Annotated in this window: 12 protein-coding genes and 1 pseudogene; 6 read left to right on the forward strand and 7 right to left on the reverse strand. The window is 67.8% G+C overall.

All coding sequences use genetic code 11. From position 1 onward, the window contains the following. The 5 genes from K6T84_RS01870 to K6T84_RS01890 all read left to right on the forward strand — a co-directional run bounded on the left by K6T84_RS01870 (position 1) and on the right by K6T84_RS01890 (position 6774). Positions 1-1683, forward strand: coding sequence for a hypothetical protein (locus K6T84_RS01870; RefSeq protein WP_225399361.1), 1683 nt, complete (start codon positions 1-3; stop codon positions 1681-1683). A 117-nt stretch (positions 1684-1800) separates the two neighbouring features. Beyond that, on the forward strand, positions 1801-3288 hold the full coding sequence (locus K6T84_RS01875; RefSeq protein ID WP_225399360.1) for a tyrosine-protein kinase domain-containing protein: 1488 nt from the start codon (positions 1801-1803) through the stop codon (positions 3286-3288). After that, complete coding sequence (locus tag K6T84_RS01880) at positions 3285-4778, forward strand: O-antigen ligase family protein (protein ID WP_225399359.1); 1494 nt, start codon at positions 3285-3287, stop codon at positions 4776-4778. The genes K6T84_RS01875 and K6T84_RS01880 overlap by 4 nt, the downstream gene beginning before the upstream one ends. Next, positions 4762-5886 carry a glycosyltransferase family 4 protein gene (locus K6T84_RS01885; protein ID WP_225399358.1) on the forward strand — a complete coding sequence of 375 codons (1125 nt, stop codon included), beginning with the start codon at positions 4762-4764 and terminating at the stop codon, positions 5884-5886. Before K6T84_RS01880 ends, K6T84_RS01885 begins: the two co-directional genes overlap by 17 nt. 3 nt (positions 5887-5889) lie before the next feature. After that, on the forward strand, positions 5890-6774 hold the full coding sequence (locus K6T84_RS01890; protein WP_225399357.1) for an FkbM family methyltransferase: 885 nt from the start codon (positions 5890-5892) through the stop codon (positions 6772-6774). A gap of 5 nt (positions 6775-6779) precedes the next feature. Here K6T84_RS01890 and K6T84_RS01895 read toward each other — a convergent pair. After that, positions 6780-7811: pseudogene (locus K6T84_RS01895) on the reverse strand (glycosyltransferase); the annotation flags it as partial. A gap of 116 nt (positions 7812-7927) precedes the next feature. Between K6T84_RS01895 and K6T84_RS01900 the strand changes: the two are divergent. Continuing rightward, complete coding sequence (locus K6T84_RS01900) at positions 7928-8659, forward strand: SDR family oxidoreductase (RefSeq protein WP_225399356.1); 732 nt, start codon at positions 7928-7930, stop codon at positions 8657-8659. Here the strand turns inward: K6T84_RS01900 and K6T84_RS01905 are convergent. The 6 genes from K6T84_RS01905 to K6T84_RS01930 form a co-directional block, all read right to left on the reverse strand. Further along, on the reverse strand, positions 8653-10002 hold the full coding sequence (locus K6T84_RS01905) for a cytochrome P450 (protein WP_225399355.1): 1350 nt from the start codon (positions 10000-10002) through the stop codon (positions 8653-8655). The genes K6T84_RS01900 and K6T84_RS01905 overlap by 7 nt on opposite strands. Before the next feature lie 65 nt (positions 10003-10067). After that, positions 10068-11195: a class I SAM-dependent methyltransferase gene (locus tag K6T84_RS01910; protein ID WP_225399354.1), complete on the reverse strand. Its 1128-nt coding sequence runs from the start codon at positions 11193-11195 to the stop codon at positions 10068-10070. Continuing rightward, entirely contained in the window at positions 11192-12472 is a 1281-nt protein-coding gene (locus K6T84_RS01915; protein WP_225399353.1) for a class I SAM-dependent methyltransferase, read from the reverse strand. The genes K6T84_RS01910 and K6T84_RS01915 overlap by 4 nt, the downstream gene beginning before the upstream one ends. Beyond that, positions 12453-13871 carry a hypothetical protein gene (locus K6T84_RS01920; RefSeq protein WP_225399352.1) on the reverse strand — a complete coding sequence of 473 codons (1419 nt, stop codon included), beginning with the start codon at positions 13869-13871 and terminating at the stop codon, positions 12453-12455. Before K6T84_RS01920 ends, K6T84_RS01915 begins: the two co-directional genes overlap by 20 nt. Continuing rightward, on the reverse strand, positions 13868-15886 hold the full coding sequence (locus K6T84_RS01925) for a glycosyltransferase (RefSeq protein WP_225399351.1): 2019 nt from the start codon (positions 15884-15886) through the stop codon (positions 13868-13870). Before K6T84_RS01925 ends, K6T84_RS01920 begins: the two co-directional genes overlap by 4 nt. Next, positions 15883-17337 carry a flippase gene (locus K6T84_RS01930; protein WP_225399350.1) on the reverse strand — a complete coding sequence of 485 codons (1455 nt, stop codon included), beginning with the start codon at positions 17335-17337 and terminating at the stop codon, positions 15883-15885. The genes K6T84_RS01925 and K6T84_RS01930 overlap by 4 nt, the downstream gene beginning before the upstream one ends. Between the last annotated feature and the right edge of the window lies 1 nt (position 17338).

The raw sequence follows: 17338 nt of genomic DNA on the forward strand, positions 1-17338 counted from the left end.
ATGATTCGCAAGCTCACCGGGCTGGTCCTTGGCTGCTCGCTGCTGTTCGCCTCGGCCGGGTGCGGCGGGGCCGGCAGCGGCGAAATATTCCGGGCCGTCATCAGCCCCCCGATTCCTGCGGGCGCACAGGAGCTTTCCAACCCAGCACGCGGCCAGTACGAAGACCTGATGGTGACGCTGTTCCCCCAGGGCAACCCGGCCCAGAAGCGGTATCAGGATTGGCCGAAGTCCTACGACGCGAGCCTGCGCATAGCGTGGCGGGATCTCCAGCCCGTCGATCCACGCACACTGCCGCACGACGCAACCGACGATCAGAAGTATGACTTCCGCATCATCGACGACACCTTGGCACAATTGGCCACCCGCCATATGCGCATGACGCTGCGCGTCTACGCCTACAACTCGTGCTGTAACGCTCACTACCCGAACGACACCAACGCGGCGTCCCCGGACTGGCTACGAACCCTGCCCGGCACAACCACCAGCCACCCCGGCCCGTCCGGCACATCGGGTCCGGCGATAACCCATGTGGTCCCGAATTGGAACGACTCCGGCTATCTCGACCACTTCACCGAGTTGCTCGCCGCGCTGGGCCGCCGCTACGACCATGACGAACGGCTCAGCGTCTTCGAATTCTCGGGCTACGGCGATTTCAGCGAGAACCACAACGCTTACCTTCGCGACGCACTGGGCGTGCCGGGACCGGGGCCTTACGAAAGCCCTGACGCATTGGGTTACGTCAGTCAGTTCAAGGATCAGAACATCACCAAGGCGTCGATCGAACGGTTGGTCAAAGCCAACGTCGATGCCTTCCCGCACACCCAGTTGGTGGTCACACCGAACAATCCCGAAATCGTGCGGGAGTTGCTGGACGACGGCGTCACCCGAAGGTTATCTGCGCCGGTCGGAATACGTTCCGACTGCCTGGGTGTCTACGCGCCGCTTCCGGTGTGGGCAGAATCCAGCAAATCCTATTACGTGACGTCGAAAGACCCGGTCATCGACAAGCTCGAACGCCGGATGCTGACCGCACCGGTGATCACCGAATGGTGCGAGTTGCCGGAGGGCACCGACGCCGCCGATTACTACCGCAAAGGCCTGCGCGACATCGTCAGGTACCACGTGTCGATGACGTCCAGCGTCAATTTCGCCGACCGGAACTCCGACCAGCCGATGAAGCCGGAGCTGTACCTGTTATGGGCTGACGCCAATGTGGCCGCCGGCTACCGGTACTCCGTTGCAGGCCAAGCCAAGTCGGAATCCCTGCGCGACGGGACCGCGAAGATCACCGTGAACTGGACCAACTACGGGTCGGCCGCGACGACCGAGCGCTGGGCGCCGAGCTACCGGCTGATCGATTTCTCCGGCACGGTGGTCCGCACCATCGATTCCGCTGTCGACCTGCATGAACTGGTCCACGACGGGGGCCCCGGCGCCGCGGCCGAACAGCCCGTTCCGGCATCAGTGAAAGAGCCGGTGCAGCTCGATGTCGCAGATCTGCCGCCGGGCCATTACACCCTTCAGGGCGCGGTCACCTGGCAGCAGCACAAGCCTGATGCCTCCCACGTCGTCGACTACCCCCCCATGCACCTGGCTCGCGATGGACGCGACGCCCAGGGGTGGTACCCGATCGCCACGCTCGACATCCCGCGCAGCGCGCTGACTGCAGCACCGCAGCGCTGACCAGCGTCGCCCCTCGCCCGCGCCACCTGCAGCTTGTCCAACAAGTCTGAATTATGCCCAGTTCTCATACCTGCGGTATGTTGTGGACTTGATTACCGCCTAGATTAGGGACGACTGATGGATTTCCGTACCTTCGTCCAGGTACTGCGCCAGCACTGGAAAGTAGTCGTCGGCGCGCTGTTGGGGTGTCTGCTCGGCGCGGGCGCGGTCACCGCCCTGCAGACCAAGAGCTACGAGTCGACCGCCACCATCCTGATCTCGTTCACCGGGGAGACGAATCTCAACGACACCTACTACGGCACCGAGGCCGCGCAGGAGAGATTGTCCTCGTACGCCGTTATCGCCGCAGGTCACACCGTGGCCCAACGCGCCGTCGATCAGCTGCATCTGCCGATGAACGCCGACGCCCTTGCCGCGGCCACCAGCGTCGCGTTCGCGCCGAGGTCGGCAATCCTGACCCTGACCGTTCTGGACACCCAACCCGAGCGTGCGGCGGCCCTGGCCGGGGCGATGGCTGATCAATTCGCGGCCATGGTCCCGACCCTCGGCACCGGGCCCCGGCCGCACGGCCTACCGCAGCAGCCGCCGCCGGCGCCGGCGCCAGTCCAAGAAGGCCAGGACGTCATGCCGGTGGCGAACGAAACGCCGATCCCCGCTCCGCAACCGGCGGACCTCGCGTTACAGCAGTCGCTGCCACGCGCCATGGCGACGATCGTGGAACGGCCGGGCGTGCCCGGCTTTCCGGTCAAGCCGGTGCCGGCACGCAACATGGCGATCGGGCTCATCGCGGGTGCTGTCCTCGGCGTCGGCGCCGCGCTGACCCGCAATGCCGCGGACCGCACGATCCGGGACCGGGAGACGCTGGAAGAGATCTCCGGCGTGCCGACGTTGGCCGAACTGGCCGTCGACCACGGTCGCCACGCCCCGCGCTTCGGCACCAACGGCGCATTCGACGACGCGATGCGCACCCTGCGTCACCGACTGCTGCGAGCCATCGGCCCGGGGGCACGCCGAATCCTGGTCACCGCGCCGTTCGGCGGGGAGGGCACGACCACGACCGCGCTCAATCTGGCGCTGGCGTTCAGCGAACTCGGCGAGAAGGTCCTGCTCGTCGAGGGCAACGTTCTGCACCCGACTATCGCGGGCATACTCAACGTCACCTCCGGCGACGGACTTACGGGCGTGCTGGGCGACCTCGAGCTGAGCAGGAAGGCGATCCGATCGACCTCGGTGCCGAATCTATTCGTGCTGGCGGCGAGAACAGCCCGGCCGGGAACCCTGCCGTGCAGCGCCTTCTCTCATGACGCCGTCGAGAATCTGCTCCGCGATCTGGCCACCCGGCACGACCGCGTCATCATCGACGGCCCGCCACCGCTGGCGACCGCCGACGCCCGGCTGTTCGCCGGCGCGGTCGAGGCCACGGTGCTGGTCGCGCGGCTGGGTCGCACCACCGTCGACGAGGTCAACGACGGCTTGTACGCGCTGCGTCCCAGCGTCGTCAGCGGGACCGTGCTGACCCACGCGAAAGTGTCCCGCCACGCCCGGGCCGCGATACGCGCGTACCGGCGCAAGTCTCAACCGGCCAAGGCCACCGCGGCGAAGTGACCGTCTACGCGCGAGGGCGTCAGCGCCTGGCTTTGACGGCCGCCCTGTGGGCGCCGTTCCTGTTCGGCTGCTTCGCTTTCGGCGTGTTATCGGTGCGCGACAGGACGTCCGGACTGATCCTGGTGGGCGTCACGTTCTGCGTGGTCGTCTACTGGGCTCGGCCTCAGGTCATGATGTGGATCGCGCTATTCCTGTCGTGCGGCGCGCTGCCCGAAGGACTGCCACCCGGCAAGATCATCGGCCCGGTGATGATCTACGGCCATCATGTGCCACTGGTTCTGGCGGTCTGTTATCTGATCTCGACCGTCCGCCCGGAGTTCAGGACCTACCTGCTGCCCGGCGCGTTCGCACTGACCGTCGTGTTCAGCGCCGCGGTGGGATTAGCCGCCGGAAACCCCACCTTCGCCGCCGTCCGAGAGGCATCCATTCTGCTGGAGATGGTCGCCGGCTTCATGCTCGCCATCCTGATCGTGCACGGCGGCTACATCAAAGAAGCAGTTCGGGTGATGGCTGTAACCCTATGGGTGTCAGCGGGTTTGAACGTCATGGCCTCGATGCATCTCATTCGTCCGCTGACCGGCCGGGTGGAAAGCGCCGCCGTCGAGACCGGCGCGGCGGAGGCCACCCGGGTCATCACCAACAGCCTGCAGCCTTCCATTGCCGTGCTCGCCGCCCTTGTCGCCGGTCAGATCGTCGGGCGCGTCAGGCTCTCGACACTGATCGCCCTGGCTCCACCGGCTCTGATCAGCCCGATGCTGGCGATCTCACGCAACACGTTGATCGCCGTGGGTCTGGCGGTGATCGTCGCGAGCCTCCTTTCCGCCCAAGGCTTCTCCACCATCCATCGGATCTCCCGAGTCTTCACCGGATCCGCGCTGTCGGTTCTCATCATCGTTCCCGGAGCACTGTTCTTGCTGCAGCACACTCCAGCCGGCAGTTGGCTTGCCGATCAATTCACCGGCTATCAGCGCCGGGTGCTGGGCGGAGTATCCACCAATGCCCTTGCGGCGGACGCCTCGACGAAGGCCAGGCTGGACGAGAACTCCTTCCTCATCGGAAAATTCGATCAGGCACCACTGTTCGGCCACGGGCTCGGCTACGAATATCAGCCTTCCTACGGCCACGGCGACAGCGGTTTCGATGCGTTCGCCAACACTCTCGGCACCACCTACGCGCACAACTTCTACCTGTGGTGGCTGGTGAAGGCCGGGGCGGTGGGAATGGCCGTCTTCGCCGCCTTAGCGGTCATCCCGCTCTATCGCGCGATACGGCGGGCGTCTGCGCCCGCGAAAGTCAGTGTGGCAGTCGCCTTCGGACTGCTGGTGATGTCGGTCGTCGACCCGATGCCCGAGGACATCGCCGGAGCTTTGACGATGGGGATGACATTGGGCGCGGCGATGGCGTTCGCGGCACTGCCGCGTTCCCAACCGGAGCCGGCGCCGACCACGACGCGACCGACGAGTTGGAGCCTCGATGCACAGACAACCTGAGAAGCTGCGGGTTCTTTTGGTCGGCCCTGCCCCGGCGGATGCGGCAAGTCGCGGCGGAATGGCCACCGTGGCAGCCCTGATGGCCGCGCACCCCGACGCTGCGCTGCGCATCGCGGTCATTTCGACATATTCCGAAGGGTCACTGTGGCACCGCCTCTCGGTCGGCAGCGGGGGCATGCTGCGCGCCACCTGGCTGGTGCTGCGCCGGCGGGTCGGCGTGTTACACGTTCACCTGGCCCACGGCGGCAGTGTGGTGCGCAAGGCCCTACCCCTCACGGCGGCACGACTGGTCGGTGTCCCGGCCGTGATACACGCGCACAGTTACGACTTCGGAGGCTGGTATGACCGGCTGCACCGCGTTTTGCAATGGGCGGTGCGCCACGTTCTGGTCGCGGACCGCTGGCTCGTTCTCGGCGAACGCCACGTCGGCGAGTACGGTGGCCGACTGGGGGTACAGAGTGGCCGGATCAGCGTGTTGCACAATGCCGTTCGGATTCCGGACGCTCCGACGACGCAGACGGGCGCCGAGACGATACATGCCGTCGCACTCGGCCGGCTCGGCGAACGCAAGGGCAGCTACGACATCGTCGCCGCGGTCTCGGCTCTGCCGCAACCGGTCCGGGAACGACTGCGGGTGACGCTGGCCGGTGACGGTGAGATCGACGAACTGGCCGCCCTGGTGACCGAGGCTGGGCTGTCCGACACCATTCACGTCGCCGGCTGGCTCGACGCGCAGGCACGCGATGAACTGCTCAGCGCGGCACAGGTTTTCCTGCTCCCGAGCCGCGACGAGGGCCTGCCGATGGCGCTGCTGGAGGCGATGGCATACGGTTTGGTGCCGGTGACCACGCTGGTGGGCAGCATCGGCGAGGTGGTCAGCGATCGGTCCACCGGCCTGGTGGTATCGCCGGGCCGTTCCGAGCAGATCGCCGCCGCGCTGAGCAGCCTGGTCACCGATGACCGGCTGCGCATCCGGCTCGGCTCCGCCGCCCGCGCCCGCGCGGGCGACTTCGGTCTCGACACCTGGTACCAGCGGCTGAGCACGCTGTGGACCGAACTCGCGATCGGCTCCGGACACCGATCTCCTTCACTCACGGAAAGGCTTTGACAAATGCCAGTACAGGCACGGGCAGCTGCCCACGGTGCGGCCAATTGGGCGGCGCGGTATGCGACGGTGCGAAACGTCGGACGGATTTTCGGGCGCAGCGCAATGGAATACGCGACCGAGGCGCTATGGCGACGGCGTCGCAGCAAGGATTTCGCCATGGCGGTGGCGGACCGCTTTTCGCCCCGCGGTGCGACGGTTGTCGACGTCGGAGCGAGCTGGGGCCTGTTCACCTACCACCTGGCCCGACGCGTCGGGCCGGCCGGCCGGGTCTACAGCTTCGAACCCCACCCGGCCAACGAACCGATGCTGCGCCGGCTTGCCGACGCCCGCCGCCACGTGCACTTCGCAGCGGCGGCGGTGTCCTACGATCCTGGCCCGGCCGAGCTTCTGGTGCCCCGGCAGCGCAGCCGGCTGGTCACCGCGCAGGCCAGCCTGGCCCACGGGTTCGCCGCTCAGGGTGTGGACGTCGAGCGGTTCGAGGTCCCGACGGTGCGTCTCGATGACGCGCTGGGGCGCGACGCCGTGGTCGACTTCGTGAAGATCGACGTGGAGGGACACGAGAGTTCCGTCCTGCACAGCGGTTCGTCGATCCTGCACCGGAGCCGTCCGCCGATTCTCATCGAGATCGAGCAGCGGCACCTCGCAGCACCGATCGACTCCGTGTTCGGGCAGCTCGAAGAACTCGGCTACCACCTCTTCTACATATCCGAACACGGGCTGGGCCCCCTCGTGGACTTCGACGTGGTCCGGGATCAGACGTCGCTCGCCGCGCCGGACGAATTCCATCCGTTCGCCATGCCGCCGAACTACATTCACGACTTCTGCGCGGTGCGGACCCCTGACCTGCTCGACGGGTTATCGATGGATTGCCGCGGAGACCGCCGCTGACCGGTGGCGAGGACCTCACTCAGCACTTCCACCAGTCGATCGGCTGCCCGGTCGACGCTGAACCGCTGCGCGTAGTGCCGGGCCGCAGCCGCGCCCGCGACCGCCGCGGTCTGCGGGTCGGCCAACGCATCGAAGGCGGCGGCCAGGCCCGCCACGTCATCGATCCCGATCGCCGGCACGCCCGGTGGCTGATACTCCGGCAGTGCACCCTCGGTCGACACGATCGGCGCCACCCCCAGCTGCGCCGACAACACCTGCACGCCGCTCTGCGACGCGCGCCGGTAGTGTGCGACGGAACCCTTTGCGGCAGCGAGGGTCTGGATCACATCGTCGTATCGGTAACTGCCACGGCGCCACTCGGTGTGCTCGGGGAGCGCATCGGCGTCCAGGCGGCCGTCCCCGATCAGCAGCAGGCGATCGCCCCGCCAGCCGGCTCCCCCGACGTGCCGGCGCCACGCCTGGAGGATGACGTCGGTGTTCTTGTACGGATTGAGCCGGCCGATCACCACGAAGTCGCGGCGCGCGTCGGCGCCCACGAAGGGCGGAACGCGTGCCGGATCGAGATCGCTGGCCAGCGGAACCATGTGTACCGCGGTGCCGGCGACATCGCGGCGCCCGACGACCCCTGCTGCCACGTGATCGCTGTAGACGATCGTCGCCGCCGAACGGGCACCCCAGCGGTCGAACACCGCACGCTCGTAACCCGGTCGCTCTTCGGCGCTGTCGTGCGGCCGATCATCATGCACCAGCTGCACCCGCGGCGCCGGCCCGGCCAGGGCGATCCAGCGAGGATCGCGGACCAACTCGGTGATCACGATGTCGGGACGGTATCGGCGTACATCCCGCCAAGCGGCCAGGAAAGCCGGCCAGGTGGCGCCGGTGCGAATCCGGGGATCCAGCACCAGCTCGTAGTCGCGCGCGGCGTCGGATTCGGGGTGCTGGTCGGAGGTGACCAGCAGCACGTCGACACCGCGCCGGCGCAGTGCTTCGGCCTGCACGCGGGCCAGGGGCCGCATCCACGGAGACAGCCACAGCACGCGGTCCGGGGCCGCCAGTTGACTCACAACAACCCCGCAACAAACCGAGTGCCCATTTTTTCATTCTATTACATACACTTGGAACGATATACCGGTGTTCTGAGTATGGGTGGGCGATGACGAAGCGTGCGGTCGACCGCCCACTTGCCACCCGGCACGCCGTGGTGACCGGCGCTTCCAGCGGGATCGGCCGCGCGATCGCGCTGCGGTTGGCCGCTGAGGGCGCCGGCGTCACCGCCGTCGGCCGCGACCCGCAGCGATTGGCGAGCCTGACCGGCGCACCGGGACGGATCATCCCCGTCCAGGCCGATCTGACCGACGACGTCGCACGGTCGGCGCTGGTGTCCCGACTGTCGTCCGGTGCGCGAGTCGACCTGCTGGTGCACTCGGCCGGCGCGTACCGCAGAGCCGGGCACACCGAGACCGCGGTCGATGACCTCGACGTTCTCTATGCGACGAATGTCCGTGCGCCCTATGCGCTGACCATGGGTCTGCTGCCGATGCTGCGCGCCGGCGGCGGCGATGTCGTGGTGATCAACTCCACCATCCTGGCCCGTACTGACGGCGACGTCGGCCTGTATGCCGCTACCCAGCACGCCATGCGCTCGATCGCGGACAGCCTGCGAGTCGCGGTCAATGCCGATGGGGTCCGGGTGTGCACCCTCCATCTCGGCCGGACCGCCACTCCCCTGCAGGCGGAGATCTTCCGGCAGGAAGGCCGTCCCTACCCGGCGGAGTCGCTGTTGCAACCGGAAGATGTCGCCGATGCCGTCGTGGACGTCGTCACGCTGTCCGCGCGAGCCGAAGCCACCGAGATCCACCTCCGGCCGGCCGAGAAGTGCTATTGAGCACCCTGCCGGACTGCTGCGCGCCGCCGCACCACGATCCGCCCGCCGTCCCGCGGCCGGAACGCCAGGCCTCGCGAGTTCGTTTTCTCGCCGGGTAGCGTGGTGGTCTCGATCGTGTAGTGCCGCAATATGGTTCGCAGCACGATGTCCATTTCGAGATTCGCGAACGCCGACCCGAGACAGCGACGGGCACCGCCCCCGTACGGGAGCCAACTGTTGCTCGGCATCGAGTCGCCCAGGAAACGCTGCGGGTCGAACCGTTCCGGATTGGGGTGCAGCCGCGGGTCGGTGTGAATCTGCGCGATCGCGACGGCGATCGATGACCCTTGGGGCAATACCCAGTCACCGACGTCGACGCCGGCGGAACGGACCCGGCGACCGACCATCGGCAGCGCGGGGCGAGACCTCTGCACTTCTCGAATCGTCGCCTGGCGCAGTCGGTTGCCGTCGGCGTCCGCCTCGTCGGCCATCGCCGCCAACACCGCCGGGTGCCGGCTCAAGCGTTCGAAGGCCCAGCTCAAGGTGACGGCCGTGGTTTCGTGTCCGGCTGCCAGCAGGGTCAGCATCTCATCACCGATGTCCTTGCGAGACAGCGCAGATCCATCCTCGTAGCGGCTTCGCAGCAGCCTGGAGAGCATGTCGCTGCGGTTGTCGAAGTCCGGGTCGGCCTGCACGGCGGCGATCAGCCGGTCCAAGCAAGCCTCGTACTGGTCGCGCAACACCGCGAGCCGGCCCCACGGCGTGAACCGTCCGCCGGTGCGCGGTGGCACCGGCAGTGTCGTCAGCCGGGAGGCCAAGGCCACGAATGAGGGGATGACGCGGCGCAGTTCGTCGAGGTCGTCCCCCTGCGCCCCCAGCAGGGTACGCAGAATCACGTTGAGGGTTATACGGGTCATCGACGGGAACGTCGGGAACGCCTCCCCGGCCGGCCACCCGGCGATCTCACGCAGGGTCTCCTCCTCGATGATCTGCGAGTAATCCCGGATCTTGCGGCCGTGGAACGACGGCGCCAGCAACTTGCGCCGCTCCCGGTGCTCAGCCCCTTCGAGCCCCAACAGCGAGCGGGAGCCCAACAGCTCACTGAGGTTGGGCTGCACATTGCCGAGATCGTCTGGACCGAACGCGAAGACCTGTTTGGCCAGCTGCGGATCAGTGATGAAGACGAGCGGCCCGACCAGCGGAAGGTGCAGTGTGAAAGCGCTGTCATGCCGCTTCGCGAGCCGCTGTACGAACCGCCGGCGCCCGAAGGCGAACGCCAGCCCCTGCGCCAGGGAGGGCATACGGGGCGTGGGAGGCAGCACGGCCACCGGCGCCGACATACGGTCTATAACGGCAACGCTCATTTTACCAACCTTTTGGATGTTTTCTCCGCTCTGAGCATACGACTGGTATGCGAGCAGGTCAAACGCTAGGAGCGCGCTGGAACGAGCGGCCGCGCCGGCACCGACGGATAGCCCTCGCCCGCCATGGCATCGATCCGCCAGCGCCCTTCAAGACCCGGGTAGGTACGCCGGACCTCGTCATACAGGTCGGGCAGCATCAGCAGAACCGCATCGGGCTCGGCGAGCACCAGCTGCTCGGGGGCGATGATCGCCACATCGGTACCGGGTATCCGGCGGCCCTGTTTGGCCGGTGATGCGTCGGCGATCGCCCGGATCAGCGGCGTTCGCACCCCGGCCATGCTGAACAGTGCGGCCACCCGGGACGTCGCTCCGTAGCCGTATATCGACTGCCCGTTCTCGGCCTGGGCGTTCAGCCAATCGCGCAACGCGGCGGCATGGTTACTCGCCGCCGATTGCAGCCGCCCCACGGCCGCCGGGTCGGTGACGCCGACTTCACGCTCCCGCCGCAGAATCGCCTCGACCGCCGCATCAGGTGCGACCCGGCCGTGTACGGCCGCCAGCAGGACGGTGCCACCGTACAGATCGAACTGCCAGGCCGTCACGACGCTCATTCCGGCTGCGGCCAGCAGCCTGGCGATCGCCGTCAGTGAGTAGTAGGCGAAGTGGCCGTGCCGTAACCCACTCCATTGGCGGTGTTCGACGATGGACAGCAGTGAGTGAAACTGCAGCAGCAACACACCATCTCCGGCGGTGGCCGCCGCTCGCTGCTCGAACGCCAGTCTTTGGTCGGGTTCGTGCATGATGCCGAATGAGTCGAGTACCACGTCGGCCTTGCGGGCCGGGGTGTAGCCGCGCGTCGCCAGCAGCGGCAGCCAGGTTCCGCCGTGCGGACTGCCGAACTCGCGCACCGTGGTACCGCGAAGCCAGCCCGAGTCCGCGACGCGGGCGACGGCATCGAGGGCCTGATCGCGCAGCGCCTGCGGTTCGATACCGCGCGGCTCGGCCGTGTTCGTGTCGTCATCGGCGAGCTGCGCCAAACCGCAACCACCGCACAGATTCATGGCCAGCGGATGCGATGACTCCGCCGCAGTCACCGGCTCGGATGCCGAGGGGAAGTCATCGGCTGCGGGAACTGCGCCCAGGTCGAGAACCCGGCACAGTTCGGCGCTGCCGCATCCTCGGCACCGACTCATGACGGGACCGCTTCGGCGATACCGGGAACCGGGTCGACACCGTTGTCTCCCAACCGGCTTGCGTAGTGCAGGGTCGGCAACGGATAGACCAGCCGCCCGCCCCATTCGCCGACATAGCTCAGCTGCTCGGTGAGTTCGGCTTCCAGGTTCCACGGCAGCACGAGCACCACGTCGGGCCGGTCTTCGGCGATCACCGCCGGGTGGTGGATGGGGATGCGGGTGCCCGGCGTGAACCGCCCGTGCTTGTAGGGGTTTCGATCAACGGTGTAGGCCAGCAGATCGGTGCGGATCCCGCAATAGTTGAGCAGCGTGTTGCCCTTGCCGGGAGCGCCGTAGCCGACGACCTTCTTGCCGTCGGCCCGGCACTGCAGGAGGAACTGCAGCAGTTCCTGGCGCACCGCCTCGGTCTGCCGCTGTAACTGGCAGTAACCGTCGACGCTGTGCAGCCCGACCGCCTCCTCGAGCCGCAACACCTGCGTCACCCGATCGCTGGGGGCACCTGCCACGGCCTCCGGGCGTGCCCACACGCGGATGGACCCGCCGTGGGTGGGCAGCAGCTCGGCATCGACCACCGTCAGGCCGGCGGTTGCCAGGGCACGGGCCGCCGACAGCAGTGTGTAGTACTGGAAGTGCTCGTGGTACACCGTGTCGAACTGGCCGAGACTGACCAGGTTCATCGCGTGGTGTACCTCGATGCTGAGCCACCCGTCGTCGGCCAGCAGTCCGCGCAGCGCCCGGGTGAAGCCGAGCAGATCGGGAATGTGCGCGTAAACATTGTTCGCCACAACCAGATCCGCCAGCCCGTGCTCGGCGCGCACCGCGGCGGCCAACTGCTCGTCCAGGAACGCCGTCACGGTCGGCACGTTGCGCTGCCGGGCAGCGGCACCGACATTGAGCGACGGCTCGATCCCCAGGCAGCGGATGCCGGCGTCGACGACGTGCTGCAGCAGATAGCCGTCGTTGCTGGCGACTTCGACCATGAACGAGTCGGCTCCGAGTCCCAGGCGAGCCACCGCAGCGTCGACGAAGTTCTTGGCGTGCTGCACCCAACTGTCGGAGTAGGACGCGAAGTAGGCGTATTCGACGAACGTCTCCTCGGGCGTGATCAACGCCGGGATCTGCAGCAGCAGGCAGTCTTCGCACAACCGCAGGTGCAGCGGGTAGGTCGGTTCCGCCAGCTCGAGTTCGGCTGCGGTGAGGAACTTCTCGCACGGCGGTGTCGCACCCAGGTCCAGCACGCTGCGCAGCCGGCCGGAGTTACATAAGCGACAATTCATCTGATCCTCGATTCTGAGCTTCGGCAGCGCCCACTGACGCTGCCACACTGTGGAATTCACGTTCTCTTGCCGCCTTTCGAGCGGCGAAGTCGCGGCGCTGGGTGGCCGCACGCTCCCGCGTCGCGTGGTAGATCAACTCGCCCAGCCCGTGCTGGTAGAGCCACAGACTGTTCTGCTGGCCGGTGAACGACTCCTCGCCCGCCATGGCGCCCGGCGGCACGAAGCCGCTGCCCAGCCCCACCCCGAACAGGCCGGGTATCGGTGTGCCGTCCGCGCCGAGCAATTGGGCATCGGGCCCCACGGACGGGCCGGTGCCGGCCAGGGCGACCGGAGAGAAGTCCTGGTCGAACACCGGAAGCGTCGCCATCCGGTACCCCAACGCCGGAACGATCAGATCCGCCATGTCGAGGGTCCGGGTCAGTTCGTCAACCGAGAGATTCTCGAGCGGTTCGGCGACCGCACGCCGGTCGGCGATTGTCCCCGGTTTGCCGTGCATCCGCCGCCAGACCTCGCGGCCGTCGCCGCGCAGCCCGCCGAGCCGATGGACCCGGCCGGTTGCCTGGCACACATCGGATTCGGTGAACGGGTAGGAGTCGGCGTGCGCCTGCCCTCGCGAGCCGTACGCCACGCGAGGTGTGCTGCGGTGCAGCACCCGCACGCCGGCCGACTCGAACCCGGATGGGCAAACCCGTTCCAGCAGCATCCATACCGACGAGAAGGCACTGTGCGCCCCGCCCACGATCACCACCCGCGGCGCACGCGCCGGGTCGCCGAGGAGGCGTTCGGCCTGCTCCACCCCGCCGCGCGACAGCAGCTGATGACTGGTGAGAATCTTGCGGCGCCACTGCGAAAGCCGTACGCCGGCTACCAGTTCAACGGTCTCCCACTCGGTGTTCTGCCTGCCGCCGAGTGCCAACACCGCGCTGCCGGCGCGAATGGTGTCACGCCGTCCGTGCTGGTCGGCCACCACCACACCGATGGAGCCGCCGGGCTCCAGCTGTATCGCCAGTGCGGTGGTGCCGGTGAACAGCCGGCTGTCCGGGCGGCGGGTGAACTCAGCGGTGAGTGCGGCACCGAGGCGACGCTGGAACCGGTCCACCAGTTCCAGCGACGGCAACCGGTCCCGGAAGCGCTCCATCTCGGTGGTCACCGGATCGGCCCGGACCTCGTCGAGCAGCGGCTCGCAGCAAGGACCGTCGAGGGCTTCGAGGAAGGATTGCCCCATCGAGTCGGCGGTGAGCGGGTAGTCGCCCAGCGAGCCGCCCGGCCGGCGCCGCTCGACGACGGCCACCCCGTCGTCAAGCCAGGAACCCAGCAGGCCGTGCTGCGCTGCCCAGACCAGCGAGCCGGTGCCGGCGGGGCCCGCTCCCAGGATCACCGTCTCGTAGGAAGACCTCATAGCACCGCTCCGATCGCATCCAGGTAGGCGTCGGCCATTGCCGTCACCGTGTAGTTCCTGCGCCAGCGCTCCAGCCCCCGCAGCCCGACCTCGGGCAGCATGCTCGGGTCGGCCAGGATCGAGGCCAACTGCTCCCGCCAGCTCGCCACGGAGACCGGATCGACGACGATGCCCGCGTCACCGAAACCCAGCATCTCCGGCACCGCACAGATCGCCGACGCGGCCACCGGCACCCCTCGCGCCATGGCCTCGAGAATCACCAGCGGGAACGCCTCGGAACGGCTCGGCACGCAGAGCAGGTCCGCCTCGGCCAGGGCGGCATCGGGCCCGGACACCCAACCGCGCCAAGAGATCCGATCCGCCAACGCCGCAGGCGTCGCGGCTTGCAGCCTCTCCCGGTCGGGCCCGTCACCGAAGATCGACAGTGTCCAGGGCAGATCCGTCAGACCGCTGAGGGCCTCGATGAGCACCTGCGGGTTCTTGTGCTCCACGATCCGCGACAGCATCACCAGGTGCGGCGGCGCACCGTCGACGTGCGGTCTGCCGATCGGCCGGCCCGTCTCCGCGACTCCGTTCGGCGCGACGAAGCACCGCTGCGGCAGCCGGTGATGGGCGGCCAGCATCTCGTGATGCCGGTCGGCCAAGGCGATCAGCCCGTCGGCGCGGCGCATGGCGGCGGCCAGCGGGCGCGAGTAGATCGGCCGGTCGGGTTCCGGCGGGATGTGCGGGGCGACCAGCCACCGGCGGTCCCGGCCGGCGGCCCGCCACAAGGTGGCGAAGCCGGTCTCGGTGTTGGTGTCGCCGCTGATCAGCACCGCGGGGCCGTCCGGGATGTCGAGGACCGGCGCCCACCACGGTTGACGTATCACCCGGACCCGGTGCGGGATCTCCTTGATCAACGGCCCGAACCGCTGCATGCACACGATCGTGACCGGATAGCCGCGACGCTCCAATTCCGCTGCCAGCAGAGCCTTCTGGCGCTCCGCTCCGCCGTACACCAACCGATTGGTGGTGATCACGATGGCCGGCTTGTCCGTGCTCCGGCCGGCTCGTTCTACTCGCCGTGCCTTGCGCCTGGACCGCTGAACCCGGTCCAGCAGTGTCGTTCCGGCAAGGTAGATATCGGCGTGGTGGACACTTTGGCGGTGTTCCAGTCCCAGCGCGGCGTTGGCGCGCAGCAGGTCACGGTTTCGGCGCCGCTCGGGTGATTCGACTTCGGCGCCGTGCAGCTCGATGCCGTCTTTGGCGCGCCCGCCGGCGACGGCTTTGCCGTGTTCGACACCGAGCTCATCGGCCAGCAGAATGCGCCAGCCGGCCGCACTCGCCCGGGCCTGCCAATCGGCCTCCTCGCCGTAGAGGAAGAACTCCTCGTCGAAACCACCGATGGCGTTCCACGCCGCCCGGTTGATGGCCAGGCAGGTACCGGCGACGTAACCGTCGATGTGCTGCGACTCGCAGGGCTGCTTCTTGTACAGGTGTGACAACGGAGTCCCGCGAAACGTGTCCGAATAGCCCGCGATGGCCACCAGCGCACGGGTGAGCGTGCGGCGGCGCGTCGCGTGGTCGAAGAGCTCCGGCCCCGGCGATCCGTCATCGCGCCCCAGCGGGGCGACGGCAGCCACGTCCGGCCGGCGCACCAACTCCCGGGTACGGGTCAGCGGACACAGCAGGCGGGCATCGGGATTCAGCACCAGCAGGTCGGTATCGGTCGGGACATGCTCCACCAGCGCGTTGAACGCCGCGCCGAAGCCCAGGTTGACCTCGCCCAGCACCCAGTGCACCTCGGGGTGGCGCGCGGCCAGCTCTTCTCGCCCGGGATAGTCGGCCCCGCTGTTTTCGTAGACATGGACCGGCAACTCGGGGAGGTACTCGGCGACGTCGGCCAAGCACTTCTCCAACAAGTCGTGACACTTGTACGTCACGATCAGTACCGACAACGACCGTTGCGCCGGCAGTGGATCCGCGGCGCCGGCCGGGGGCTTCAGGTAGGCCCGGTCCGGTTTGTTACGGCTCATGACACTCCCGCCTTTCCGCGCATCGCGGCCACCGTCGACCACCGGACGGGTCCGACCGCCATGCTGGTCGCGACGTAGACGGCCGCGGCCGCCGCGACCGTCGTGATCACGTGCTGACCCGACAACAGCGGCAGGACAGCGACACTCGCGAACGTGGGCACAAGTGTCCGCAGTACGAAGGCGATCGGACTGCGGTAGCCGATCTTGCGGCGCATCCACCACGTGGTGATCGCCAGGCCGAACAGCTCGGTGCAAACCAGCGCCGCGGCGGCGCCGACGGCGCCGAACCGCCAGGCCAGCACGAGGTTCAGCACCGCGTTGACCGCAAGGGTCACCAGCGACGCCCAGAGGAAGAAGCGCTGGTGGTGGCTGGCGAACAGGCCCTGCCCCAGGGTTCCGGTGACGAACCGCAGCGCCACGGCGACGAACAGCAGTGCCAGCGTGGGGGTGCCGCGGCCGACGAACGCCTCGTCACCGAAGAGCCGGATCAGCGGCCCGGCCAGCAACGTTCCGACGACCGCGATCGGTATGGCCAGGAAGTACATCAGTTCGACACTGCGGCGCAGAAAGTCGGTGAACGCCACCCGGTCGCGGGCGAAGAGTTCGGTGGCCGTCGACAATGTCGACTTGAGGAAGAAGATCGACAGCATCTCGACGTTGAAGGCGATCGTGTAGCTCAGCCCGTAGAACCCGACCTCCGCGTGACTGCTCACCAGCGAGAGGATCACGCCGTCGACCCGCCAATAGAGAACGGCCACAACCATCACGGCGGCGAGCGGAAAGCTCTCCCGGAGCAGGCCCAGGCTCTCGCTCCAGGAGAACACCGGCCGCACCGACAGGTGCCGTGCCGCGGCCCCGCCCTGGATCAGCAGTTGCAGGACGGGCGGGATGAGCTGCGCGACCGCGAACCAGATGACATCCGCGCGCATCGCGACCAGAGCGGCGACCATCGCCAGCGTCCCCACCCGGCTGGCGACATCGGACAGCGCCACGGCTGAGAAGCGCACGGTGGTAAGGAAAACCGGCTCGAAGCGGGTCGTCATGGTCAGCATCAGCAGCTGGCCCGACAGCAGCACCAGCATCACCCGCACGTCGTGGTCGTGGTAGATGATCAGGCCGGCGCCGGCCGCCAGCAGCGCCAAGGGTACGCAATACATCAGCGCCAGGCCGCTGTTGACCCGCACCAGCCGCTCGAGTTCGCCGCGGCCGGACGTGACCCGGCGCACGATGACCGTCCCGGTGCCCAGATCGGCCAGACTCGTCCACATCGCGATGAAGGTGGCGGCGATCGTCAACTTGCCGTAGCCGTCCGGCCCCAGGTAGCGCGCGGTCATCGCGACCGAGAACACCGAGGCCAGCATCCCCAGCGCACGGCAGATCAACTGCACGGAGAAGGCGTGCGCAATACGCGCCTGGGGCACCGACGTATCGACGGCGACCGTTGATTCCATC

Source organism: Mycobacterium zoologicum, from assembly GCF_020181635.2.
Lineage (GTDB): Bacteria > Actinomycetota > Actinomycetes > Mycobacteriales > Mycobacteriaceae > Mycobacterium > Mycobacterium zoologicum.